The following is a 21,371-nucleotide window of genomic DNA, read 5'->3' on the forward strand; positions in this document are numbered from 1 at the left end:
ATGGGAAAATATCAATTAGATGATAAGGGAAAGGCCTTGGTTCAACGATTCCACGAAAAACATTCAAAGGGTGGAGTTAATAAAAAAGACCGAGTGGCTAGCCTAAGAGAGCAATTTTTAAATAAGAATAAGAAAAAGTGAGAGTTCGCTCTCGCTTTTCTCATAGTTGGAGGTAAAGATGATACTACGTAGACCAACATTGGCAGATAAGGAAGCTGTTGTAGATATGATAGAGGAGTTTGAAGAGACCCAATCGACCCACAATGGCGGATTTTGGGATATTGAGAATTTCTCTTACGAGGACTGGCTAGAAACTGGCCGAAATAAAGAAATGGGAATAGGATTGCTGGAAAATCGCGTTCCATCAATTCAGTTCGTTTTGTTTGATGAATCAGGCCGTGCTTTAGGTTTTTTAAATTTACGATTGAGACTGAATGAGGGTTTACTGAATTATGCTGGCCATATTGGCTATTCTATCCGCCCTTCCGAAAGAGGCAAAGGATATGCCAAGGAAGCTCTCCGTCAAGGTCTACAAGTGGCTAAAGAAAAGAACATCCATCGTGCTCTGGTGAATTGTAGCGCGGAAAATCCTGCCAGCAGAGCTGTTATCTTAGCTAATGGAGGGCAGTTAGAGGATGTTCGAAATGGAACGGAGCGGTATTGGATAGACTTGGAGTAGAAAGCATGACATGGAATACACCAAAACCAGGCGAGTGGAAGAGTGAGGAGCTTAGTCAAGGGCGCATCATTGACTATAAGGCTTTTAACTTTGTGGATGGAGAAGGGGTGCGCAATTCTCTCTATGTAGCCGGCTGCATGTTTCACTGTGAGGGCTGTTACAATGTAGCGACCTGGTCTTTCAATGCAGGAATTCCTTATACGCCAGAGTTGGAAGAACAAATCATGGCAGACTTAGCCCAGCCTTATGTTCAAGGCTTAACCTTGCTAGGAGGAGAGCCATTCCTCAATACAGGTATTCTTTTGCCACTAGTCAAACGCATTCGGAAAGAATTGCCAGAAAAAGACATCTGGTCTTGGACAGGATACACCTGGGAAGAAATGATGTTGGAGACGCCTGATAAACTAGAACTTTTATCCCTGATTGATATCCTGGTAGATGGTCGCTATGATAAAAGTAAGCGTAATCTCATGCTTCAGTTCCGTGGCTCTTCCAACCAACGGATTATCGATGTGCAAAAGTCTCTCCAAAGTGGGCAGGTAGTCATTTGGGACAAGCTTAACGATGGAAAAGAAAGCTATGAACAGGTGAAGAGAGAATGAAGAAAAAAGAGTTAATAGAAAGACTAGTATCAGAAATAGAGTTGGGAAAAGTAAAAACACTGGGTATCTACGGTCACGGCGCTTCAGGAAAATCAACTTTTGCTCAAGAATTGTACCAAGTATTGGATGCTGAAAAGGTAAATTTACTAGAGACAGATCCCTACATTACTTCGGGACGACATTTAGTGGTACCTAAAGAGACACCAGACCAAAAGGTGACAGCATGTTTACCGGTAGCACATGAGCTGGCAAGTTTACAAAGAGATATTCTTGCTCTACAGGCGGGTATGGATGTCTTGACAATAGAAGAACCTTGGAAGGCTAGTGAGATCTTATCTGGAGAAAAAACGATTTTGATTGTCGAAGGGATGTCTGTGGGTTTTTTACCCAAGGAACTTTTTGACAAAACCATTTGTTTCTACACAGATGAGGAGACCGAATTAAAGAGGCGACTAGCTCGAGATACGACTGTGAGAAATCGTGATGCATCCTTTATATTGGCTAGTCAGCAGATGAGACGAGAGCAGTATCTACAATACTATAAAGAAACCGAGACAAGAGCGGATATCTTGGTAGATCAATCAGATGATAAATTTCAAATTAAAACTAACATTATATAGAAGAAAAGACAGATAATCTAGCACTTAAATATGAAAATTTATTAAAATGGAATAAGAAAACAGTTTCATCTAAAAAATTTAAAAAAACCTGTCAAATCCCTTGCAATCGCAGGGGCTTTGTGTTATTCTATTATGGTGCTGTAAATTACAGCTTTAGCTTTGATGCAAGAGGTTGCGACACGCTCGGTTGCATTGCCACGCAACTCGCGTCGGTTTTCTTGTGGAGCTAGCCTATTATCTTAAATAGACGAAAAGGAGAAAAAGATGGCAAACAAAAAAATCCGTATCCGTTTGAAAGCTTACGAACACCGTACGCTTGACACAGCGGCTGCAAAAATCGTAGAATCAGCTACTCGTACAGGTGCACAAGTTGCGGGTCCAATCCCACTTCCAACTGAGCGTAGCCTCTACACAATCATTCGTGCGACTCACAAATACAAAGACTCTCGCGAACAATTTGAAATGCGTACACACAAACGTTTGATCGATATCGTTAACCCAACTCAAAAAACAGTTGACGCTTTGATGAAATTGGATCTTCCAAGTGGTGTAAACGTAGAAATCAAACTTTAATTTAAAGCTTGATAACTTGAGCATAAAAAACGCTCGTTAAAAACTTTTTGAATAAAAAATATAGAAAAGGAACTATTTTCTCATGACAAAAGGAATCTTAGGGAAAAAAGTGGGAATGACTCAAATCTTCACTGAAGCTGGCGAATTGATCCCTGTAACAGTTATTGAAGCAACTCCAAACGTTGTTCTTCAAGTTAAAACTGTTGAAACAGACGGATACAACGCTATCCAAGTTGGTTTCGATGACAAACGCGAAGTATTGAGCAACAAACCTGCTAAAGGACATGTAGCAAAAGCTAACACGACTCCTAAGCGCTTCATTCGTGAATTCAAAAACGTTGAAGGCTTGGAAGTTGGTGCTGAAATCACAGTTGAAACTTTCGCAGCTGGAGATGTTGTTGACGTAACTGGTACTTCTAAAGGTAAAGGTTTCCAAGGTGTTATCAAACGCCACGGACAATCACGTGGACCTATGGCTCACGGTTCTCGTTACCACCGTCGTCCAGGTTCTATGGGACCTGTTGCACCTAACCGCGTATTCAAAGGTAAAAACCTTGCAGGACGTATGGGTGGCGACCGTGTAACAATTCAAAACCTTGAAGTTGTACAAGTTGTTCCAGAAAAGAACGTTATCCTTATCAAAGGTAACGTACCAGGTGCTAAGAAATCTCTTATCACTATCAAATCAGCAGTTAAAGCTGGTAAATAATAAGGGAAGGGGAATACAGTCAAAATGGCAAATGTAACATTATTCGACCAAACTGGTAAACAAGCGGGCGAAGTTGTTCTTAACGATGCAATCTTTGGTATCGAACCAAACCAATCTGTTGTGTTTGATGTCATCATCAGCCAACGTGCTAGCCTTCGTCAAGGAACTCACGCTGTTAAAAACCGTTCAGCCGTTTCAGGTGGCGGACGCAAACCATGGCGTCAAAAAGGAACTGGACGTGCTCGTCAAGGTTCTATCCGCTCTCCACAATGGCGTGGTGGTGGAATCGTCTTCGGACCAACTCCACGTAGCTATGCGTACAAACTTCCTCAAAAAGTTCGTCGCCTTGCACTAAAATCTGTTTACTCAGAAAAAGTTGCTGAAAACAAATTTGTAGCCGTTGATTCTCTTGAATTTACAGCTCCAAAAACTGCTGAATTTGCAAAAGTTCTTGCAGCTTTGAGCATCGATTCTAAAGTCCTTGTTATTCTTGAAGAAGGAAACGAATTCGCAGCTCTTTCAGCTCGTAACCTTCCAAACGTGAAAGTTGCGACTGCTACAACTGCAAGTGTTCTTGACATCGCAAATAGTGACAAACTTCTTGTTACTCAAGCAGCTATCTCTAAAATCGAGGAGGTTCTTGCATAATGAATTTGTATGATGTTATCAAAAAACCTGTTATCACTGAAAGCTCAATGGCTCAACTTGAAGCAGGCAAATATGTATTTGAAGTTGACACTCGTGCGCACAAACTTTTGATCAAGCAAGCTGTTGAAGCTGCTTTCGAAGGTGTTAAAGTTGCAAATGTTAACACAATCAACGTAAAACCTAAAGCTAAACGTGTTGGACGTTACACTGGTTTTACTAACAAAACTAAAAAAGCTATCATCACACTTACAGCTGATTCAAAAGCAATCGAGTTGTTTGCTGCTGAAGCTGAATAATCTAAGGAGGAAATATCGTGGGAATTCGTGTTTATAAACCAACAACAAACGGTCGCCGTAATATGACTTCTTTGGATTTCGCTGAAATCACAACAAGCACACCAGAAAAAACTTTGCTTGTTGCTTTGAAGAACAAGGCTGGTCGTAACAACAACGGTCGTATCACAGTTCGTCACCAAGGTGGTGGACACAAACGTTTCTACCGTTTGGTTGACTTTAAACGTAACAAAGATAACGTTGAAGCAGTTGTTAAAACTATCGAGTACGATCCAAACCGTTCTGCAAACATCGCTCTTGTACACTACACTGACGGTGTGAAAGCATACATCATCGCTCCAAAAGGTCTTGAAGTTGGTCAACGTATCGTTTCAGGTCCTGAAGCAGATATCAAAGTAGGTAACGCTCTTCCACTTGCTAACATCCCAGTTGGTACTTTGGTTCACAACATTGAGTTGAAACCAGGTCGTGGTGGTGAATTGGTTCGTGCTGCTGGAGCTTCTGCTCAAGTATTGGGACAAGAAGGTAAATACGTTCTTGTTCGTCTTCAATCAGGCGAAGTTCGTATGATTCTTGGAACTTGTCGTGCTACAGTTGGTGTTGTCGGAAACGAACAACATGGACTTGTAAACCTTGGTAAAGCAGGACGTAGCCGTTGGAAAGGTATCCGCCCAACAGTTCGTGGTTCTGTAATGAACCCTAACGATCACCCACACGGTGGTGGTGAAGGTAAAGCGCCAGTTGGTCGTAAAGCACCATCTACTCCATGGGGCAAACCTGCTCTTGGTCTTAAAACTCGTAACAAGAAAGCGAAATCTGACAAACTTATCGTTCGTCGTCGCAACGAGAAATAATTTAAAACTAGTCGCTTAAGCAACTAGGAAATTCCGCCAGCTCGGTAGCGCTCCTTGTGAGCGCAAGCCGCTGTGGTACAAAATTTAAAGGAGAAAATATAAAAATGGGACGCAGTCTTAAAAAAGGACCTTTCGTCGATGAGCATTTGATGAAAAAAGTTGAAGCTCAAGCTAACGACGAAAAGAAAAAAGTTATCAAAACTTGGTCACGTCGTTCAACGATCTTCCCAAGTTTCATTGGTTACACTATCGCAGTTTATGATGGACGTAAACACGTACCTGTTTACATCCAAGAAGACATGGTAGGTCACAAACTTGGTGAATTCGCACCAACTCGTACTTACAAAGGTCACGCCGCAGACGACAAGAAGACACGTAGAAAATAAGGAGAACATAAATGGCAGAAATTACTTCAGCTAAAGCAATGGCTCGCACAGTACGTGTTTCACCTCGCAAATCACGTCTTGTTCTTGACAACATCCGTGGTAAAAGCGTAGCCGATGCAATCGCAATTTTGACATTCACTCCAAACAAAGCTGCTGAAATCATCTTGAAAGTTTTGAACTCAGCTGTAGCTAACGCTGAAAACAACTTTGGTTTGGATAAAGCTAACTTGGTAGTATCTGAAGCATTCGCAAACGAAGGACCAACTATGAAACGTTTCCGTCCACGTGCGAAAGGTTCAGCTTCACCAATCAACAAACGTACAGCTCACATCACTGTAGCTGTTGCAGAAAAATAAGGAGGTAAAATCGTGGGTCAAAAAGTACATCCAATTGGTATGCGTGTCGGCATCATCCGTGATTGGGATGCCAAATGGTATGCTGAAAAAGAATACGCGGATTACCTTCATGAAGATCTTGCAATCCGTAAATTCGTTCAAAAAGAACTTGCTGACGCAGCTGTTTCAACTATTGAAATTGAACGCGCAGTAAACAAAGTTAACGTTTCACTTCACACTGCTAAACCAGGTATGGTTATCGGTAAAGGTGGTGCTAACGTTGATGCACTCCGTGCTAAACTTAACAAATTGACTGGAAAACAAGTACACATCAACATCATCGAAATCAAACAACCTGATTTGGATGCTCACCTTGTTGGTGAAGGAATTGCTCGTCAATTGGAGCAACGTGTTGCTTTCCGTCGTGCACAAAAACAAGCAATCCAACGTGCTATGCGTGCTGGAGCTAAAGGAATTAAAACTCAAGTATCAGGTCGTTTGAACGGTGCAGATATCGCCCGTGCTGAAGGATACTCTGAAGGAACTGTTCCACTTCACACACTTCGTGCAGATATCGATTACGCTTGGGAAGAAGCAGACACTACATACGGTAAACTTGGTGTTAAAGTATGGATCTACCGTGGTGAAGTTCTTCCAGCTCGTAAAAACACTAAAGGAGGTAAATAACCAATGTTAGTACCTAAACGTGTTAAACACCGTCGTGAATTCCGTGGTAAAATGCGCGGTGAAGCTAAAGGTGGAAAAGAAGTAGCATTCGGTGAATACGGTCTTCAAGCTACAACTAGCCACTGGATCACTAACCGCCAAATCGAAGCTGCTCGTATCGCCATGACTCGTTACATGAAACGTGGTGGTAAAGTTTGGATTAAAATCTTCCCACACAAATCATACACAGCTAAAGCTATCGGGGTTCGTATGGGATCTGGTAAAGGGGCACCTGAAGGTTGGGTAGCACCAGTTAAACGTGGTAAAGTAATGTTTGAAGTTGCTGGTGTATCTGAAGAGATCGCTCGCGAAGCGCTTCGTCTTGCAAGCCACAAATTGCCAGTTAAATGTAAATTCGTAAAACGTGAAGCAGAATAAGGAGAAGGCATGAAACTTAATGAAGTAAAAGAATTTGTTAAAGAACTTCGTGGTCTTTCTCAAGAAGAACTCGCGAAGCGCGAAAACGAATTGAAAAAAGAATTGTTTGAACTTCGTTTCCAAGCTGCTACTGGTCAATTAGAACAAACAGCTCGCTTGAAAGAAGTTAAAAAACAAATCGCTCGTATCAAAACAGTTCAATCTGAAGCGAAATAATAGACTAGGGAAGGAGAAATTTCAATGGAACGCAATAATCGTAAAGTTCTTGTTGGACGTGTTGTATCTGACAAAATGGACAAGACAATCACAGTTGTAGTTGAAACAAAACGTAACCACCCAGTCTATGGTAAACGTATTAACTACTCTAAAAAATACAAAGCACATGATGAAAACAATGTTGCCAAAGAAGGCGATATCGTACGTATCATGGAAACTCGTCCGCTTTCAGCTACAAAACGTTTCCGTCTTGTAGAAGTCGTTGAAGAAGCGGTTATCATCTAATCAAACCTGAAAGGAGAAAACTGAAATGATTCAAACAGAAACTCGTTTGAAAGTCGCAGACAACAGCGGTGCACGCGAAATCTTGACTATCAAAGTTCTTGGTGGTTCTAAACGTAAATTTGCGAACATCGGTGATGTTATTGTGGCATCTGTAAAACAAGCTACTCCTGGTGGTGCGGTTAAAAAAGGTGACGTTGTTAAAGCAGTTATCGTTCGTACTAAATCAGGTGCTCGTCGTGCTGATGGTTCATACATCAAATTTGACGAAAACGCAGCAGTTATCATCCGTGAAGATAAAACTCCTCGCGGAACACGTATCTTTGGCCCAGTTGCACGTGAATTGCGTGAAGGTGGCTTCATGAAGATCGTGTCACTTGCTCCAGAAGTACTTTAATTTTCACAGAGCAAAAACAAACAAATACAGTCCCCTGGCTTAGCCAGGGTGCCCATTGGGCGTAAGAATAAAAGGAGAAAAAAATGTTTGTAAAAAAAGGCGACAAAGTTCGCGTAATCGCTGGTAAAGATAAGGGAACAGAAGCTGTTGTCCTTACTGCCCTTCCAAAAGTAAACAAAGTTATCGTTGAAGGTGTTAACATCGTTAAGAAACACCAACGTCCAACTAACGAACTTCCTCAAGGTGGTATCATCGAGAAGGAAGCAGCTATCCACGTATCAAACGTTCAAGTTTTGGACAAAAACGGTGTAGCTGGTCGTGTTGGTTACAAATTTGTAGACGGTAAAAAAGTTCGCTACAACAAAAAATCAGGCGAAGTGCTTGATTAATCACGAAGGAAAGGAGAAGTATAATGGCAAATCGTTTAAAAGAAAAATATCTTAATGAAGTAGTTCCTGCTTTGACAGAACAATTCAACTACTCATCAGTGATGGCTGTGCCTAAAGTAGATAAGATCGTTTTGAACATGGGTGTTGGTGAAGCTGTATCAAACGCTAAAAGCCTTGAAAAAGCTGCTGAAGAATTGGCACTTATCTCAGGTCAAAAACCACTTATCACTAAAGCTAAAAAATCAATCGCCGGCTTCCGTCTTCGTGAAGGTGTAGCGATCGGTGCAAAAGTTACCCTTCGTGGTGAACGTATGTACGAATTCTTGGATAAATTGGTTTCAGTTTCACTTCCACGTGTGCGTGACTTCCACGGTGTTCCAACAAAATCATTTGATGGACGCGGAAACTACACACTTGGTGTGAAAGAACAATTGATCTTCCCAGAAATCAACTTTGATGACGTTGACAAAACTCGTGGTCTTGACATCGTTATCGTAACTACTGCTAACACTGACGAAGAGTCACGTGCATTGCTTACAGGCCTTGGAATGCCTTTTGCAAAATAATATAGGAGGTATAACTAATGGCTAAAAAATCTATGATTGCTAAGAACAAACGCCCAGCGAAGTTCTCTACTCAAGCATACACTCGCTGTGAACGTTGTGGACGTCCACACTCAGTTTACCGCAAGTTTAAACTTTGCCGTGTTTGCTTCCGTGAATTGGCATATAAAGGTCAAATCCCTGGTGTAACAAAAGCATCTTGGTAATTTAAGATATCAAGGGCGTCAAAACTCCAAGTGAAATAGGAAACTTGACGAAGAAACTTTAGTTTCTAGAAAAGTTTATCTTTTTCACACAGAGTTTAGCCCGGGTTCAGTTGGGCTTGCCAATTTGAACACGAGCTACAGCTTTGGCAAAAAAGATCAATTTGCTTTGGAGCATCGCTCCTGCATCAAATTGCCTATTTTTGCTCTTGCTGTTACGCTCTTTGTATCATGTATTAACTAGCAAGTGCAACTTGCAAACTACTAGTAAGAGGAGAAAAATAAAATGGTTATGACTGACCCAATCGCAGACTTCCTAACTCGTATTCGTAACGCTAACCAAGCAAAACACGAAGTACTTGAAGTACCTGCATCAAACATCAAAAAAGGGATTGCTGAAATCCTTAAACGCGAAGGTTTTGTTAAGAACGTAGAAATCATCGAAGATGACAAACAAGGCATCATCCGTGTATTCCTTAAATACGGACCAAACGGTGAAAAAGTTATCACAAACTTGAAACGTGTTTCTAAACCAGGACTTCGTGTCTACAAAAAACGTGAAGACCTTCCAAAAGTACTTAACGGTCTTGGAATTGCTATCCTTTCAACTTCTGAAGGTTTGCTTACTGATAAAGAAGCACGCCAAAAGAACGTTGGTGGAGAAGTTATCGCTTACGTTTGGTAATATTTAGCTCCCAATTTCTTTGTGACTCTTCGTTATCGTCTCTAGCCTAACCCAAAGTTATGCCTGCGAGACGATGCCTAGATTCACTTTGAAATTGAAACCTAAATGTTCCTTTAAATCGAGAAATCGATTTAACCCCGTGAAAACTGGCCGTTCTGGCCTGACAATTTAACAGGAGAATAAAAACATGTCACGTATTGGTAATAAAGTTATTGTGTTGCCTGCTGGTGTTGAAATCACTAACAATGACAACGTTGTAACTGTAAAAGGACCTAAAGGAGAACTTACTCGTGAGTTCTCAAAAGATATTGAAATTCGTGTGGAAGGTACTGAAGTAACTCTTCACCGTCCAAACGATTCAAAAGAAATGAAAACTATCCACGGAACTACTCGTGCTCTTTTGAACAACATGGTTATTGGTGTATCAGAAGGATTCAAGAAACAACTTGAAATGCGTGGGGTTGGTTACCGTGCACAACTTCAAGGATCAAAACTTGTTTTGGCTGTTGGTAAATCACATCCAGACGAAGTTGAAGCTCCAGAAGGAATTACTTTTGAACTTCCAAACCCAACAACAATCGTTGTTAGCGGAATTTCAAAAGAAGTAGTTGGTCAAACAGCTGCTTACGTACGTAGCCTTCGTTCACCAGAACCATACAAAGGTAAAGGTATCCGTTACGTTGGCGAATATGTTCGTCTTAAAGAAGGTAAAACAGGTAAATAATATTGAGTGGTTGATTTTCAGCCACCAATATCATTTCCAACTTTGTGCATAGCACACGATTTAAAACTAAAGAGGTGAAAACTGTGATTTCTAAACCAGATAAAAACAAACTCCGCCAAAAACGCCACCGTCGCGTTCGCGGAAAGCTCTCTGGAACTGCTGATCGCCCACGTTTGAACGTATTCCGTTCTAATACAGGCATCTACGCTCAAGTTATTGATGACGTAGCGGGTGTAACGCTCGCAAGTGCTTCAACTCTTGACAAAGAAGTTTCAAAAGGAACAAAAACTGAACAAGCCGTTGCTGTCGGTAAACTCGTTGCAGAACGTGCAAACGCTAAAGGTATTTCAGAAGTGGTGTTCGACCGCGGTGGATATCTATATCACGGACGTGTGAAAGCTTTGGCTGATGCAGCTCGTGAAAACGGATTGAAATTCTAATAGGAGGACACTAGAAAATGGCATTTAAAGACAATGCAGTTGAATTAGAAGAACGCGTAGTTGCTGTTAACCGTGTTACTAAAGTTGTTAAAGGTGGACGTCGTCTTCGTTTTGCAGCTCTTGTAGTCGTTGGTGACCACAACGGTCGCGTAGGATTTGGTACTGGTAAAGCTCAAGAAGTTCCAGAAGCAATCCGCAAAGCAGTAGAAGATGCTAAGAAAAACTTGATCGAAGTTCCTATGGTTGGAACAACAATCCCACACGAAGTTATTTCAGAATTCGGTGGAGCTAAAGTATTGTTGAAACCAGCTGTAGAAGGTTCTGGAGTTGCCGCTGGTGGTGCTGTTCGTGCCGTTATCGAGTTGGCAGGTGTAGCTGATGTTACATCTAAATCTCTTGGCTCAAATACTCCAATCAACATTGTTCGCGCAACTGTTGAAGGTTTGAAACAATTGAAACGCGCTGAAGAAGTTGCTGCCCTTCGTGGTATTTCAGTTTCTGATTTGGCATAAGAAAGGGGATAAAATGGCTCAAATTAAAATTACTTTGACTAAGTCTCCAATCGGACGCATTCCATCACAACGTAAAACTGTTGTAGCACTTGGACTTGGCAAATTGAACAGCTCTGTTATTAAAGAAGATAACCCAGCAGTACGTGGTATGATCACTGCAGTATCTCACTTGGTAACAGTTGAAGAAGTAAACTAATTAAATTTTAGGGGATGTGCAGTATACCATCCCCTAAAACTAGATATAGTCATCTTTGATGACAAACGTATAGGCGAGTTGATAGGAGAGACAACCTTTTCTCTCTTATCGGCGCTAGCATTTTACAAAAGAGGAGAAAATATATAATGAAACTTCATGAATTGAAACCTGCAGAAGGTTCTCGTAAAACTCGTAACCGTGTTGGTCGTGGTACTTCATCAGGTAACGGTAAAACATCTGGTCGTGGTCAAAAAGGTCAAAAAGCTCGTAGCGGTGGCGGAGTACGTCTTGGTTTTGAAGGTGGACAAACTCCATTGTTCCGTCGTCTTCCAAAACGTGGATTCACTAACATCAACGCTAAAGAATACGCAATTGTTAACCTTGACCAATTGAACGTCTTTGAAGATGGTGCAGAAGTAACTCCAGTTGTTCTTATCGAATCAGGAATTGTTAAAGCTGAAAAATCAGGTATCAAAATTCTTGGTAACGGTGAGTTGACTAAGAAATTGTCTGTAAAAGCAGCTAAATTCTCTAAATCAGCTGAAGAAGCTATCACTGCTAAAGGTGGTTCAGTAGAAGTCATCTAAGAGAGGTGACCTATGTTTTTTAAATTATTGAGAGAAGCCTTCAAAGTCAAGCAAGTTCGATCAAAAATTCTTTTTACAATTTTTATCGTCTTTGTCTTCCGTATCGGGACTAGCATTACGGTTCCATGGGTGAATGCCAATAGCTTGAATGCTTTGAGTGGTCTATCTTTTCTAAATATGTTAAGTTTGGTGTCTGGTAATGCCATGAAAAACTTTTCAGTTTTTGCACTTGGTGTTAGTCCATACATTACTGCTTCTATCGTTGTCCAACTCTTACAAATGGATTTATTACCGAAGTTTGTAGAGTGGGGCAAACAAGGGGAAGTTGGTCGTAGAAAGTTGAACCAGGCAACTCGATATATTGCCCTTGTTCTTGCATTCGTGCAATCTATCGGAATTACTGCTGGTTTTAATGCTTTATCTGGAGCCAAACTTTTGACTGTTCCTTTAACACCACAAGTTTTCCTTGTGATTGGAGCAATCCTAACAGCGGGTAGTATGATTGTAACTTGGTTGGGAGAGCAAATTACTGATAAGGGTTATGGAAATGGTGTTTCCATGATCATCTTTGCGGGGATTGTTGCTTCAATTCCTGATATGATCAAGGGAATTTATGTTGACTACTTTGTCAATGTACCAAGCAGTCGCTTGACTTCATCCCTCATTTTTGTTGCTATCTTAATCATAGCAGTCTTATTGATTGTTTACTTTACAACTTATGTTCAACAAGCTGAATATAAGATACCAATTCAGTATACTAAGGTAGCACAAGGAGCACCGTCAAGTTCCTATCTTCCATTGAAGATTAACCCTGCAGGAGTTATTCCAGTTATCTTTGCTAGCTCGATTACTGCAGCACCAGCGGCAATTTTACAATTTGTAAGTGCATCTGGTCTTGATTGGGCCTGGGTACGTAGTGCTCAGGAGTTGCTATCTACAACAGCCCCTACAGGTATCGCTCTGTACGCTCTGTTGATTATCCTCTTTACATTCTTCTATACATTTGTACAGATTAATCCAGAGAAGGCAGCAGAAAATTTGCAAAAGAGCGGTGCTTATATCCACGGTGTCCGTCCTGGTAAAGGGACAGAAGAGTATATGTCAAAACTTCTTCGTCGTCTCGCAACAGTCGGTTCCCTATTCCTAGGTGTTATTTCTATTTTACCTATTGTAGCTAAGGATTTATTCGGTCTTTCAGAAGTCGTTGCTTTTGGGGGAACAAGTCTTTTGATCATTATCTCAACAGGTATTGAAGGAATTAAACAGTTGGAAGGTTATTTATTGAAACGTAAGTATGTTGGTTTCATGAATACAACAGAATAATTGTAATAGAAAAGAAAATTCACTATTGCTCAGAGAGTGGAGTTTAAAAATCAAAGACCTTGTCAGATTTTTATCTCCTCTCTTCTATTTTGTTTTTAAATAGGAGTTGAAATGAATTTTTGCTTCTATTTAAAAACAAAAAAGGAGTTTGAATCATGAATCTTTTGATTATGGGCTTACCTGGTGCAGGTAAGGGTACACAAGCAGCAAAAATTGTTGAACAATTCCATGTTGCTCATATCTCAACAGGTGATATGTTCCGTGCGGCAATGGCTAACCAAACTGAAATGGGTGTCTTAGCTAAGTCTTATATCGACAAAGGCGAGTTGGTTCCAGATGAAGTTACAAATGGTATCGTGAAAGAGCGTCTCTCACAAGATGATATTAAAGAAACTGGTTTCTTGTTGGACGGGTACCCACGTACAATTGAACAAGCTCATGCCTTGGATAAAACTTTAGCTGAATTAGGGATTGAGCTTGAAGGTGTTATTAACATCGAAGTAAATCCAGATTGTCTTTTGGAGCGTTTGAGTGGTCGTATCATTCACCGTGAAACTGGCGAAACTTTCCACAAAGTTTTCAACCCACCAGTTGATTACAAAGAAGAAGACTACTATCAACGTGAAGATGACAAACCTGAAACAGTAAAACGTCGTTTGGATGTTAATATTGCCCAAGGTGAACCAATTATTGCCCACTATCGTGCAAAAGGTTTAGTACATGATATCGAGGGAAACCAAGATATCAATGATGTCTTTGCAGATATCGAAAAAGTATTGACAAAATTGAAATAAAAGCGTTTTTCATGCTTGCAAAATGTCTCTACAAATGTTATACTGAATTAGTCTGACTTATAATTGTTGTCTCTGTGTCTAGAGGCATCAAATCGAAATTTATGGAGGTACTTTTGCGTGGCAAAAGACGATGTGATTGAAGTTGAAGGTAAAGTAGTTGATACTATGCCGAATGCAATGTTTACGGTTGAACTTGAAAATGGACATCAGATTTTAGCAACAGTTTCTGGTAAAATTCGTAAAAACTATATTCGTATTTTAGCGGGAGATCGTGTTACTGTCGAAATGAGTCCATATGACTTGACACGTGGACGTATCACTTACCGCTTTAAATAATCGAAAAACTTGGAGGGATAAGAAATGAAAGTAAGACCATCGGTCAAACCAATTTGCGAATACTGTAAAGTAATTCGTCGTAATGGTCGTGTTATGGTAATTTGCCCAGCAAATCCAAAACACAAACAACGTCAAGGATAAGATAGAAAGGAGAAAACATGGCTCGTATTGCTGGAGTTGACATTCCAAATGACAAACGCGTAGTAATTTCATTGACTTATGTGTACGGTATCGGACTTCCAACATCTAAGAAAATCTTGGCAGCTGCTGGAATTTCAGAAGATGTACGTGTTCGCGACCTTACACCAGATCAAGAAGATGCTATCCGTCGTGAAGTGGATGCAATCAAAGTTGAAGGTGACCTTCGTCGTGAAGTTAACTTGAACATCAAACGTTTGATGGAAATCGGTTCATACCGTGGTATCCGTCACCGTCGTGGACTTCCTGTCCGTGGACAAAACACTAAAAACAACGCTCGCACTCGTAAAGGTAAAGCTGTTGCGATTGCTGGTAAGAAAAAATAATATAGGAGGTAAAAGTCTTGGCTAAACCAACACGTAAACGTCGTGTGAAAAAGAATATCGAATCTGGTATTGCTCATATTCACGCTACATTTAATAACACTATTGTTATGATTACTGATGTGCATGGTAATGCAATTGCTTGGTCATCAGCTGGTGCTCTTGGTTTCAAAGGTTCTCGTAAATCTACACCATTTGCTGCTCAAATGGCTTCTGAAGCTGCTGCTAAATCTGCACAAGAACACGGTCTTAAGTCAGTTGAAGTTACTGTTAAAGGTCCAGGTTCTGGTCGTGAGTCAGCTATTCGTGCTCTTGCTGCCGCTGGTCTTGAAGTAACAGCAATTCGTGATGTGACTCCAGTGCCACACAATGGTGCTCGTCCTCCAAAACGTCGCCGTGTATAATCATAACCTTACACTGCTTTTCGTTTAAGAGGGAGTAACTAAATGATCGAGTTTGAAAAACCAAATATAACAAAAATTGATGAAAATAAAGATTATGGCAAGTTTGTAATCGAACCGCTTGAACGTGGTTACGGTACAACACTTGGTAACTCTCTTCGTCGTGTACTTCTAGCTTCTCTTCCAGGGGCTGCTGTAACATCTATCAATATCGAAGGTGTATTGCATGAATTTGATACAGTTCCGGGTGTTCGCGAAGACGTGATGCAAATCATTCTGAACATCAAAGGTATTGCAGTAAAATCTTACGTTAAAGACGAAAAGATCATTGAACTAGATGTGCAAGGTCCTGCTGAAATTACAGCTGGAGATATCTTGACAGATAGCGACATTGAAATTGTAAATCCAGATCATTATCTCTTTACAATCGGTGAAGGTTCTTCTCTAAAAGCGACAATGACTGTTAACAGTGGTCGTGGATATGTACCTGCTGATGAAAACAAAAAAGATAATGCACCAGTTGGAACACTTGCTGTAGATTCTATTTATACACCAGTTACAAAAGTCAACTATCAAGTTGAACCTGCTCGTGTAGGTAGCAATGATGGTTTCGACAAATTAACCCTTGAAATCTTGACTAATGGAACAATTATTCCAGAAGATGCTTTAGGGCTTTCAGCACGTATCTTGACAGAGCACCTTGATTTGTTTACAAATCTTACAGAGATTGCTAAGTCAGCAGAAGTGATGAAAGAAGCTGATACTGAATCGGACGACCGTATTTTGGAACGTACGATTGAGGAACTTGACTTGTCTGTGCGTTCATACAACTGTTTGAAACGTGCCGGTATCAACACTGTGCATGATTTGACAGAAAAATCTGAAGCAGAGATGATGAAAGTAAGAAATCTTGGACGCAAGAGTTTGGAAGAAGTGAAAGTCAAACTCATTGATTTGGGTCTTGGATTAAAAGATAAATAAAGGAGGAATAAATGGCTTACCGTAAACTAGGACGCACTAGCTCACAACGTAAAGCAATGCTTCGCGATTTGACAACTGACCTTTTGATCAACGAATCAATCGTGACAACTGAAGCTCGTGCTAAAGAAATCCGTAAAACTGTTGAAAAAATGATTACTCTAGGTAAACGTGGTGATTTGCATGCACGTCGTCAAGCAGCTGCTTTCGTACGTAATGAAATCGCATCTGAAAACTATGATGAAGCAACTGATAAGTACACTTCTACTACAGCACTTCAAAAATTGTTCTCAGAAATCGCACCTCGTTATGCTGAGCGTAACGGTGGATACACTCGTATCCTTAAGACTGAACCACGTCGTGGTGATGCAGCGCCAATGGCGATCATCGAATTAGTATAAAATCATCAATTTTGTTGAGTGTTATGATGATGGAGTCTTGTGCTCTTAGTCTAGCTCTGGTCTACCGCTAGGACTTATGTCCTAGCGGGAACACTCATCATAAGATGGTAAGGTAGACGCTTGTTTACGAAATTGTTTTTTACTTAAGAACAATTTCGTAAGCAGGCGTTTTTGAGTATTTTAGTAAGAAATATGCTATACTATTGAAAAAGAAAATCAACAATGTTCATTTTTTCAAAAATATTCTATAAAGAGATTATGTGCCAATAAATTATCAGTTTTAAGTTCTAAACTAGCGACTTGGTAAAAAATATTAGCCTGGTACAAGATCAACTAAGAGATTTTTTTTAGGGTTTCAACTTGGATAATTATTCACTATTAAGTGATTTAGTTACTCTATCCTCCTTTTTCATTTTATTTTTGTCCAAAATGGATATCGTTCTGTGTTAGAAATGGAGTTTAATCATGAAAGCTATTATTACTGTTGTTGGTAAAGATAAATCTGGAATTGTTGCAGGTGTTGCGACAAAAATTGCTGAATTAGGCTTAAATATTGATGATATCTCACAAACAGTCTTGGACGAATTCTTTACTATGATGGCTGTGGTATCTAGTGATGAAAAACAAGATTTTACTCATCTTAGAAACGAATTTGAGGTTTTTGGTCAGACTTTGAATGTCAAAATCAATATTCAAAGTGCGGCTATTTTTGATGCTATGTACAATATCTAGGAGGTATTTATGGATATTAGACAAGTTACCGAAACAATCGCAATGATTGAGGAGCAAAACTTTGACATTAGAACCATTACCATGGGGATTTCCCTTTTGGACTGTATCGATCCAGATATCAATCGTGCTGCGGACAAAATATATGAAAAGATTACTACAAAAGCAGCTAATTTAGTGGCTGTTGGAGATGAAATTGCGGCTGAGTTAGGAATTCCTATTGTGAATAAACGTGTGTCAGTAACTCCAATTTCCTTGATTGGTGCTGCTACCGATGCGACGGATTATGTAGTCTTAGCTAAAGCACTAGATAAAGCTGCGAAAAAAATTGGTGTTGACTTCATTGGTGGTTTTTCAGCCTTGGTACAAAAGGGTTATCAAAAAGGCGATGAGATTCTCATCAACTCTATTCCTCGTGCCTTAGCAGAAACGGATAAGGTTTGTTCATCAGTAAATATCGGTTCTACAAAATCGGGCATCAATATGACTGCAGTAGCGGATATGGGGCGCATTATCAAGGAAACAGCTTCTTTATCTGATATGGGGGCGGCTAAATTGGTTGTATTTGCCAACGCGGTAGAGGACAATCCTTTTATGGCAGGCGCTTTTCATGGTGTAGGAGAAGCAGATGTCATCATCAATGTCGGTGTTTCTGGTCCAGGTGTTGTTAAACGTGCCTTGGAAAAGGTTCGTGGTCAGAGCTTTGATGTTGTTGCTGAAACTGTTAAAAAGACAGCCTTCAAGATTACCCGCATTGGTCAATTAGTCGGTCAAATGGCTAGTGAGCGACTTGGAGTTGATTTTGGAATTGTCGATCTGAGTTTGGCTCCAACTCCAGCAGTGGGTGATTCTGTAGCCCGTGTCCTTGAAGAGATGGGACTGGAAACAGTTGGAACTCATGGAACGACTGCTGCCTTGGCTCTCTTGAACGACCAAGTTAAGAAGGGCGGAGTTATGGCTTGCAACCAAGTCGGTGGTTTGTCTGGTGCCTTTATCCCAGTTTCTGAGGACGAGGGAATGATTGCTGCTGTGCAAAATGGCTCCCTTAATTTGGAAAAACTAGAAGCTATGACGGCTATCTGTTCAGTTGGTTTGGATATGATTGCCATTCCTGAAGATACACCTGCAGAAACAATTGCAGCAATGATTGCGGATGAAGCTGCTATCGGAGTCATCAATATGAAAACAACTGCTGTACGTATTATTCCAAAAGGAAAAGAAGGCGATATGATTGAATTTGGTGGCCTTCTAGGAACGGCTCCGGTCATGAAAGTTAACGGTGCCTCGTCTGTTGACTTCATTGCACGTGGGGGGCAAATCCCAGCTCCAATCCATAGTTTTAAAAATTAAAAAGAAATTGAATCTGTTTAAGTTGGGTTTAAGGATAGACAGGTATACTATAATCATTAAATAAAGACCTCCTAACTTTATTTAATAGAAATCCTAACTTTTTCATAATAATCTCCTACAAAAGTCACTCCAAAGGGTGACTTTTGTTTTATCTCAAGAGAAAATAAAGAAAATAGCATGTTCAAATTTGTAAATTTGTTCAAAAATAAGATGATTTAAAGGATAAAACCAGTTTTTTCATTCTGTAAAATGGGCTAAAACCTTGCTATGATTGGCTTTTTGAAAAATTATGGTATAATAGTAGTAGTTTTAATAGATGGAGTTGAGTTTTGAAAAAACGCTTTCGTGTAAAAAAAGAGAAAGATTTTAGTGCAATATTTAAAAAAGGGGAGAGTTTTGCTAATCGTAAATTTGTTATTTATCGATTAGAAAATAATGAACAGCATTTTCGAGTTGGTCTATCTGTCAGTAAAAAATTAGGAAACGCTGTCATGAGGAATCGGATCAAAAGAAGAATTCGACATATTCTGATTGAACATAAAAATCAGCTGGTTGAAAACGTAGATTTTGTTGTGATTGCTCGAAAAGGTGTTGAAATCTTGGACTACGCGGAAATGGAAAAAAATCTACTTCACGTATTAAAGTTATCAAAGATTTACCAGGAAGGAAATGGGAGTGAAAAAGAAATTACAGTTGACTAGCTTAATGGTGCTTGCTTTGTTTGTGATGAGCGCCTGCACGGCTAGTGGTACGCCGAGTGAGATTACAGCTGAATCAACAGATTTTTGGAGTAAATTTGTTTATTTTTTTGCTGAAATCATTCGCTTTTTATCATTTGATACAAGTATTGGTTTGGGGATTATTTTATTTACCCTTCTAATCAGAACCATTCTTTTACCAGTCTTTCAGATACAAATGGTGGCATCTAGAAAGATGCAAGAAGTACAACCACTGGTTAAGGAGTTGCGAGAACGTTATCCGGGACGGGATATGGAGAGCCGTACCAAGTTGGATCAAGAAATGCGTCAGTTGTTCAAGCAACATGGTGTCAAACAGTCAGCTTCTCTTTGGCCAATCTTAATCCAAATGCCAGTCTTGTTGGCCTTGTTCCAAGCTTTGAGTAGGGTAGAATTTCTAAAAACGGGTCATTTCTTATGGATTAACCTTGGTGGTGTTGATACGACTTTTGTTTTGCCTATTTTGGCAGCTATCTTTACTTTCCTTAGCACCTGGTTATCCAATAAGGCCATGGTTGAGAAAAATGGCGCCATGATAGGAATGATGTATGCAATGCCAGTCATGATTTTCTTCTTTGCCATGTATTCACCAAGTGGGGTTGCCTTATACTGGGCGGTATCCAATGCTTATCAGGTGCTCCAAACCTATCTGCTCAACAATCCATTCAAGATTATTGCAGAGCGTGAGGCGGGAGTACAGGCTAAGAAGGATTTAGAAATCAAGAAGAGAAAAGCTCTCAAGAAAGCACAGAAAAAGAAAAAGTAAGGAGGAATCTTGTAATGGTATTATTTACAGGTTCAACGGTTGAAGAAGCGATCCAGACGGGATTGAAGGAATTAAATATTCCGAGAATGAAGGCGCATATTAAGGTCGTATCAAGGGAGAAAAAAGGATTCTTTGGTCTTTTTGGGAAGAAACCAGCGCAAGTGGATATCGAAGCTATTAGTGAGACAACTGTCGTTAAGGCAAATCAGCAAGCAGTCAAGGGGGTTCCTAAGGAAGTTAATGCCAAGAATGAACCAGTTAAGACTGTTAGTGAGGCAACCGTAGACTTAGGGCATGTTGTTGAAGCAATCAAGAGAATCGAGGAAGAAGGACAAGGGATCTCTGAAGAGGTTAAGGCCGAAATTCTAAAAAATGAGAAAGAGGCTAGTACAATTTTAGAGGAGACTGGTCATATTGCCATTCTAAAAGATTTACTGCCAGAAGAATCTAAAGAGCAGGAAGAGCAGGAAGAGCAGGAAGAAGTCGAGCAGAATGATGATTTAGAAAATCTAGGTTTGAAGATTGAACCGACCTATGATATTGACCAGGTGGTCGAAGAAGTGACCAACTATGTTCAAGGTATTATTGATGATATGGATGTTGAGGGAGCAATTTCAAGTACCTCAAATCGCCGTTCTATCAATATGCAAATTGATACTAATGAACCGGGCCGTATTATCGGTTACCATGGTAAGGTTTTGAAATCTCTCCAGCTTTTAGCGCAAAATTATCTTTATAACCGCTATTCAAGAACCTTCTATATTACCATCAATGTTAATGATTATGTAGAACACCGTGCAGAAGTCTTGCAAAGTTATGCACAGAAGTTAGCTACACGTGTCCTAGAAGAGGGGCGTAGTCAGGTGACTGATCCAATGTCTAGCAGCGAACGTAAAATTATCCATCGTATTATTTCACGTATGGAAGGTGTCACTAGTTATTCAGAAGGCGATGAACCAAATCGCTATGTCGTTGTTGATACAGAATAAAATAGAGAATCAGGGCTTCCCTGATTTTTTGCTAGCTAAGGGAGGTTAA

General features: G+C 40.1%; 38 protein-coding genes. All 38 read left to right on the forward strand.

Annotation, left to right across the window (positions count from 1 at the left end):
• The 38 genes from QM877_RS08375 to jag all read left to right on the forward strand — a co-directional run bounded on the left by QM877_RS08375 (nt 1) and on the right by jag (nt 21,322).
• The gene (locus tag QM877_RS08375; protein WP_000521611.1) at nt 1-141 is read left to right on the forward strand and encodes a hypothetical protein; all 141 of its coding nucleotides are present in this window, start codon (nt 1-3) and stop codon (nt 139-141) included.
• A 37-nt stretch (nt 142-178) separates the two neighbouring features.
• Nucleotides 179-679: a GNAT family N-acetyltransferase gene (locus QM877_RS08380; protein ID WP_414318142.1), complete on the forward strand. Its 501-nt coding sequence runs from the start codon at nt 179-181 to the stop codon at nt 677-679.
• Nucleotides 680-684: 5 nt separating this feature from the next.
• Complete coding sequence (nrdG, locus tag QM877_RS08385) at nt 685-1,281, forward strand: anaerobic ribonucleoside-triphosphate reductase activating protein (protein WP_414318143.1); 597 nt, start codon at nt 685-687, stop codon at nt 1,279-1,281.
• Nucleotides 1,278-1,901, forward strand: coding sequence for a uridine kinase family protein (locus QM877_RS08390; protein ID WP_414318144.1), 624 nt, complete (start codon nt 1,278-1,280; stop codon nt 1,899-1,901). The genes nrdG and QM877_RS08390 overlap by 4 nt, the downstream gene beginning before the upstream one ends.
• Before the next feature lie 264 nt (nt 1,902-2,165).
• Complete coding sequence (gene rpsJ / locus QM877_RS08395; protein WP_001284513.1) at nt 2,166-2,474, forward strand: 30S ribosomal protein S10; 309 nt, start codon at nt 2,166-2,168, stop codon at nt 2,472-2,474.
• Between the two features lie 82 nt (nt 2,475-2,556).
• On the forward strand, nt 2,557-3,183 hold the full coding sequence (gene rplC, locus QM877_RS08400) for a 50S ribosomal protein L3 (protein ID WP_414318145.1): 627 nt from the start codon (nt 2,557-2,559) through the stop codon (nt 3,181-3,183).
• A 24-nt stretch (nt 3,184-3,207) separates the two neighbouring features.
• Nucleotides 3,208-3,831, forward strand: coding sequence for a 50S ribosomal protein L4 (gene rplD, locus QM877_RS08405; RefSeq protein WP_000024549.1), 624 nt, complete (start codon nt 3,208-3,210; stop codon nt 3,829-3,831).
• Complete coding sequence (locus QM877_RS08410; RefSeq protein WP_001055347.1) at nt 3,831-4,127, forward strand: 50S ribosomal protein L23; 297 nt, start codon at nt 3,831-3,833, stop codon at nt 4,125-4,127. Before rplD ends, QM877_RS08410 begins: the two co-directional genes overlap by 1 nt.
• A 17-nt stretch (nt 4,128-4,144) precedes the next feature.
• Nucleotides 4,145-4,978 (forward strand): 50S ribosomal protein L2, encoded by an 834-nt coding sequence (gene rplB, locus QM877_RS08415; protein ID WP_000512914.1) that lies wholly within the window; start codon nt 4,145-4,147, stop codon nt 4,976-4,978.
• A gap of 104 nt (nt 4,979-5,082) precedes the next feature.
• Complete coding sequence (gene rpsS, locus QM877_RS08420) at nt 5,083-5,364, forward strand: 30S ribosomal protein S19 (protein ID WP_000533766.1); 282 nt, start codon at nt 5,083-5,085, stop codon at nt 5,362-5,364.
• Between the two features lie 11 nt (nt 5,365-5,375).
• On the forward strand, nt 5,376-5,720 hold the full coding sequence (rplV, locus tag QM877_RS08425; RefSeq protein WP_000818137.1) for a 50S ribosomal protein L22: 345 nt from the start codon (nt 5,376-5,378) through the stop codon (nt 5,718-5,720).
• A gap of 12 nt (nt 5,721-5,732) precedes the next feature.
• Nucleotides 5,733-6,386 (forward strand): 30S ribosomal protein S3, encoded by a 654-nt coding sequence (rpsC, locus tag QM877_RS08430; protein WP_000529936.1) that lies wholly within the window; start codon nt 5,733-5,735, stop codon nt 6,384-6,386.
• Nucleotides 6,387-6,389: 3 nt separating this feature from the next.
• On the forward strand, nt 6,390-6,803 hold the full coding sequence (gene rplP / locus QM877_RS08435; RefSeq protein WP_000960948.1) for a 50S ribosomal protein L16: 414 nt from the start codon (nt 6,390-6,392) through the stop codon (nt 6,801-6,803).
• A 9-nt stretch (nt 6,804-6,812) separates the two neighbouring features.
• Nucleotides 6,813-7,019, forward strand: coding sequence for a 50S ribosomal protein L29 (gene rpmC, locus QM877_RS08440; RefSeq protein ID WP_000772918.1), 207 nt, complete (start codon nt 6,813-6,815; stop codon nt 7,017-7,019).
• A gap of 24 nt (nt 7,020-7,043) precedes the next feature.
• Nucleotides 7,044-7,304: a 30S ribosomal protein S17 gene (rpsQ, locus tag QM877_RS08445; RefSeq protein WP_000440801.1), complete on the forward strand. Its 261-nt coding sequence runs from the start codon at nt 7,044-7,046 to the stop codon at nt 7,302-7,304.
• Between the two features lie 25 nt (nt 7,305-7,329).
• Nucleotides 7,330-7,698, forward strand: a complete 369-nt coding sequence (gene rplN, locus QM877_RS08450) for a 50S ribosomal protein L14 (RefSeq protein ID WP_000616548.1) — start codon at nt 7,330-7,332, stop codon at nt 7,696-7,698.
• A gap of 83 nt (nt 7,699-7,781) precedes the next feature.
• Nucleotides 7,782-8,087, forward strand: a complete 306-nt coding sequence (rplX, locus tag QM877_RS08455; RefSeq protein WP_000497691.1) for a 50S ribosomal protein L24 — start codon at nt 7,782-7,784, stop codon at nt 8,085-8,087.
• A gap of 23 nt (nt 8,088-8,110) precedes the next feature.
• Nucleotides 8,111-8,653: a 50S ribosomal protein L5 gene (gene rplE, locus QM877_RS08460; protein ID WP_000013542.1), complete on the forward strand. Its 543-nt coding sequence runs from the start codon at nt 8,111-8,113 to the stop codon at nt 8,651-8,653.
• A gap of 17 nt (nt 8,654-8,670) precedes the next feature.
• Entirely contained in the window at nt 8,671-8,856 is a 186-nt protein-coding gene (locus tag QM877_RS08465) for a type Z 30S ribosomal protein S14 (protein WP_001085699.1), read from the forward strand.
• 283 nt (nt 8,857-9,139) lie between these two features.
• Nucleotides 9,140-9,538: a 30S ribosomal protein S8 gene (rpsH, locus tag QM877_RS08470; protein WP_000245504.1), complete on the forward strand. Its 399-nt coding sequence runs from the start codon at nt 9,140-9,142 to the stop codon at nt 9,536-9,538.
• Nucleotides 9,539-9,725: 187 nt separating this feature from the next.
• Entirely contained in the window at nt 9,726-10,262 is a 537-nt protein-coding gene (gene rplF, locus QM877_RS08475; RefSeq protein ID WP_000086625.1) for a 50S ribosomal protein L6, read from the forward strand.
• An 83-nt stretch (nt 10,263-10,345) separates the two neighbouring features.
• Entirely contained in the window at nt 10,346-10,702 is a 357-nt protein-coding gene (gene rplR / locus QM877_RS08480) for a 50S ribosomal protein L18 (RefSeq protein ID WP_000624044.1), read from the forward strand.
• Nucleotides 10,703-10,719: 17 nt separating this feature from the next.
• The gene (gene rpsE / locus QM877_RS08485; RefSeq protein ID WP_000874203.1) at nt 10,720-11,214 is read left to right on the forward strand and encodes a 30S ribosomal protein S5; all 495 of its coding nucleotides are present in this window, start codon (nt 10,720-10,722) and stop codon (nt 11,212-11,214) included.
• Between the two features lie 13 nt (nt 11,215-11,227).
• Nucleotides 11,228-11,410, forward strand: coding sequence for a 50S ribosomal protein L30 (rpmD, locus tag QM877_RS08490; RefSeq protein WP_000057243.1), 183 nt, complete (start codon nt 11,228-11,230; stop codon nt 11,408-11,410).
• A 146-nt stretch (nt 11,411-11,556) separates the two neighbouring features.
• On the forward strand, nt 11,557-11,997 hold the full coding sequence (rplO, locus tag QM877_RS08495) for a 50S ribosomal protein L15 (protein ID WP_000766079.1): 441 nt from the start codon (nt 11,557-11,559) through the stop codon (nt 11,995-11,997).
• Between the two features lie 12 nt (nt 11,998-12,009).
• Nucleotides 12,010-13,320: a preprotein translocase subunit SecY gene (secY, locus tag QM877_RS08500; protein WP_315640121.1), complete on the forward strand. Its 1,311-nt coding sequence runs from the start codon at nt 12,010-12,012 to the stop codon at nt 13,318-13,320.
• A 155-nt stretch (nt 13,321-13,475) separates the two neighbouring features.
• Nucleotides 13,476-14,114 (forward strand): adenylate kinase, encoded by a 639-nt coding sequence (locus QM877_RS08505; RefSeq protein ID WP_001050432.1) that lies wholly within the window; start codon nt 13,476-13,478, stop codon nt 14,112-14,114.
• A gap of 117 nt (nt 14,115-14,231) precedes the next feature.
• Nucleotides 14,232-14,450: a translation initiation factor IF-1 gene (gene infA / locus QM877_RS08510; protein WP_001029883.1), complete on the forward strand. Its 219-nt coding sequence runs from the start codon at nt 14,232-14,234 to the stop codon at nt 14,448-14,450.
• A 24-nt stretch (nt 14,451-14,474) separates the two neighbouring features.
• Entirely contained in the window at nt 14,475-14,591 is a 117-nt protein-coding gene (gene rpmJ, locus QM877_RS08515; protein ID WP_001808836.1) for a 50S ribosomal protein L36, read from the forward strand.
• A gap of 17 nt (nt 14,592-14,608) precedes the next feature.
• Nucleotides 14,609-14,974 (forward strand): 30S ribosomal protein S13, encoded by a 366-nt coding sequence (rpsM, locus tag QM877_RS08520; protein ID WP_000090783.1) that lies wholly within the window; start codon nt 14,609-14,611, stop codon nt 14,972-14,974.
• Nucleotides 14,975-14,991: 17 nt separating this feature from the next.
• Nucleotides 14,992-15,375 carry a 30S ribosomal protein S11 gene (gene rpsK / locus QM877_RS08525; RefSeq protein ID WP_001118385.1) on the forward strand — a complete coding sequence of 128 codons (384 nt, stop codon included), beginning with the start codon at nt 14,992-14,994 and terminating at the stop codon, nt 15,373-15,375.
• 42 nt (nt 15,376-15,417) lie between these two features.
• The gene (locus tag QM877_RS08530) at nt 15,418-16,353 is read left to right on the forward strand and encodes a DNA-directed RNA polymerase subunit alpha (protein WP_000568996.1); all 936 of its coding nucleotides are present in this window, start codon (nt 15,418-15,420) and stop codon (nt 16,351-16,353) included.
• A gap of 11 nt (nt 16,354-16,364) precedes the next feature.
• Nucleotides 16,365-16,751, forward strand: coding sequence for a 50S ribosomal protein L17 (gene rplQ, locus QM877_RS08535; protein ID WP_000331493.1), 387 nt, complete (start codon nt 16,365-16,367; stop codon nt 16,749-16,751).
• Between the two features lie 465 nt (nt 16,752-17,216).
• Entirely contained in the window at nt 17,217-17,483 is a 267-nt protein-coding gene (locus tag QM877_RS08540) for an ACT domain-containing protein (protein WP_000644115.1), read from the forward strand.
• Nucleotides 17,484-17,492: 9 nt separating this feature from the next.
• Entirely contained in the window at nt 17,493-18,830 is a 1,338-nt protein-coding gene (locus QM877_RS08545) for a PFL family protein (protein WP_045762468.1), read from the forward strand.
• 329 nt (nt 18,831-19,159) lie between these two features.
• A complete protein-coding gene (rnpA, locus tag QM877_RS08550) occupies nt 19,160-19,531 on the forward strand; it encodes a ribonuclease P protein component (protein ID WP_414318146.1) in 372 nt (123 codons plus the stop codon).
• Entirely contained in the window at nt 19,506-20,333 is an 828-nt protein-coding gene (locus tag QM877_RS08555; protein ID WP_414318147.1) for a YidC/Oxa1 family membrane protein insertase, read from the forward strand. Before rnpA ends, QM877_RS08555 begins: the two co-directional genes overlap by 26 nt.
• A gap of 14 nt (nt 20,334-20,347) precedes the next feature.
• Nucleotides 20,348-21,322 (forward strand): RNA-binding cell elongation regulator Jag/EloR, encoded by a 975-nt coding sequence (jag, locus tag QM877_RS08560; RefSeq protein WP_414318148.1) that lies wholly within the window; start codon nt 20,348-20,350, stop codon nt 21,320-21,322.
• The last annotated feature ends 49 nt before the right edge of the window (nt 21,323-21,371 follow it).

Source organism: Streptococcus infantis (assembly GCF_047463655.1).
In the GTDB taxonomy this organism is placed as follows: domain Bacteria; phylum Bacillota; class Bacilli; order Lactobacillales; family Streptococcaceae; genus Streptococcus; species Streptococcus infantis_Z.

Coding starts and splice junctions, on each gene's coding strand:
- QM877_RS08530 (WP_000568996.1), top strand. CDS start 15,418: ATGATCGAGTTTGAAAAACCAAATATAACAAAAATTGATGAAAATAAA.
- QM877_RS08375 (WP_000521611.1), top strand. CDS start 1: ATGGGAAAATATCAATTAGATGATAAGGGAAAGGCCTTGGTTCAACGA.
- QM877_RS08380 (WP_414318142.1), top strand. CDS start 179: ATGATACTACGTAGACCAACATTGGCAGATAAGGAAGCTGTTGTAGAT.
- rplO (WP_000766079.1), top strand. CDS start 11,557: ATGAAACTTCATGAATTGAAACCTGCAGAAGGTTCTCGTAAAACTCGT.
- rpmC (WP_000772918.1), top strand. CDS start 6,813: ATGAAACTTAATGAAGTAAAAGAATTTGTTAAAGAACTTCGTGGTCTT.
- rpmD (WP_000057243.1), top strand. CDS start 11,228: ATGGCTCAAATTAAAATTACTTTGACTAAGTCTCCAATCGGACGCATT.
- rplV (WP_000818137.1), top strand. CDS start 5,376: ATGGCAGAAATTACTTCAGCTAAAGCAATGGCTCGCACAGTACGTGTT.
- rpmJ (WP_001808836.1), top strand. CDS start 14,475: ATGAAAGTAAGACCATCGGTCAAACCAATTTGCGAATACTGTAAAGTA.
- rpsQ (WP_000440801.1), top strand. CDS start 7,044: ATGGAACGCAATAATCGTAAAGTTCTTGTTGGACGTGTTGTATCTGAC.
- rpsH (WP_000245504.1), top strand. CDS start 9,140: ATGGTTATGACTGACCCAATCGCAGACTTCCTAACTCGTATTCGTAAC.
- rplQ (WP_000331493.1), top strand. CDS start 16,365: ATGGCTTACCGTAAACTAGGACGCACTAGCTCACAACGTAAAGCAATG.
- QM877_RS08465 (WP_001085699.1), top strand. CDS start 8,671: ATGGCTAAAAAATCTATGATTGCTAAGAACAAACGCCCAGCGAAGTTC.
- rpsS (WP_000533766.1), top strand. CDS start 5,083: ATGGGACGCAGTCTTAAAAAAGGACCTTTCGTCGATGAGCATTTGATG.
- QM877_RS08410 (WP_001055347.1), top strand. CDS start 3,831: ATGAATTTGTATGATGTTATCAAAAAACCTGTTATCACTGAAAGCTCA.
- QM877_RS08545 (WP_045762468.1), top strand. CDS start 17,493: ATGGATATTAGACAAGTTACCGAAACAATCGCAATGATTGAGGAGCAA.
- rplX (WP_000497691.1), top strand. CDS start 7,782: ATGTTTGTAAAAAAAGGCGACAAAGTTCGCGTAATCGCTGGTAAAGAT.
- rplN (WP_000616548.1), top strand. CDS start 7,330: ATGATTCAAACAGAAACTCGTTTGAAAGTCGCAGACAACAGCGGTGCA.
- jag (WP_414318148.1), top strand. CDS start 20,348: ATGGTATTATTTACAGGTTCAACGGTTGAAGAAGCGATCCAGACGGGA.
- QM877_RS08390 (WP_414318144.1), top strand. CDS start 1,278: ATGAAGAAAAAAGAGTTAATAGAAAGACTAGTATCAGAAATAGAGTTG.
- rplC (WP_414318145.1), top strand. CDS start 2,557: ATGACAAAAGGAATCTTAGGGAAAAAAGTGGGAATGACTCAAATCTTC.
- secY (WP_315640121.1), top strand. CDS start 12,010: ATGTTTTTTAAATTATTGAGAGAAGCCTTCAAAGTCAAGCAAGTTCGA.
- QM877_RS08505 (WP_001050432.1), top strand. CDS start 13,476: ATGAATCTTTTGATTATGGGCTTACCTGGTGCAGGTAAGGGTACACAA.
- QM877_RS08540 (WP_000644115.1), top strand. CDS start 17,217: ATGAAAGCTATTATTACTGTTGTTGGTAAAGATAAATCTGGAATTGTT.
- rplD (WP_000024549.1), top strand. CDS start 3,208: ATGGCAAATGTAACATTATTCGACCAAACTGGTAAACAAGCGGGCGAA.
- nrdG (WP_414318143.1), top strand. CDS start 685: ATGACATGGAATACACCAAAACCAGGCGAGTGGAAGAGTGAGGAGCTT.
- rplF (WP_000086625.1), top strand. CDS start 9,726: ATGTCACGTATTGGTAATAAAGTTATTGTGTTGCCTGCTGGTGTTGAA.
- rpsJ (WP_001284513.1), top strand. CDS start 2,166: ATGGCAAACAAAAAAATCCGTATCCGTTTGAAAGCTTACGAACACCGT.
- rpsE (WP_000874203.1), top strand. CDS start 10,720: ATGGCATTTAAAGACAATGCAGTTGAATTAGAAGAACGCGTAGTTGCT.
- rplE (WP_000013542.1), top strand. CDS start 8,111: ATGGCAAATCGTTTAAAAGAAAAATATCTTAATGAAGTAGTTCCTGCT.
- rpsM (WP_000090783.1), top strand. CDS start 14,609: ATGGCTCGTATTGCTGGAGTTGACATTCCAAATGACAAACGCGTAGTA.
- rplP (WP_000960948.1), top strand. CDS start 6,390: ATGTTAGTACCTAAACGTGTTAAACACCGTCGTGAATTCCGTGGTAAA.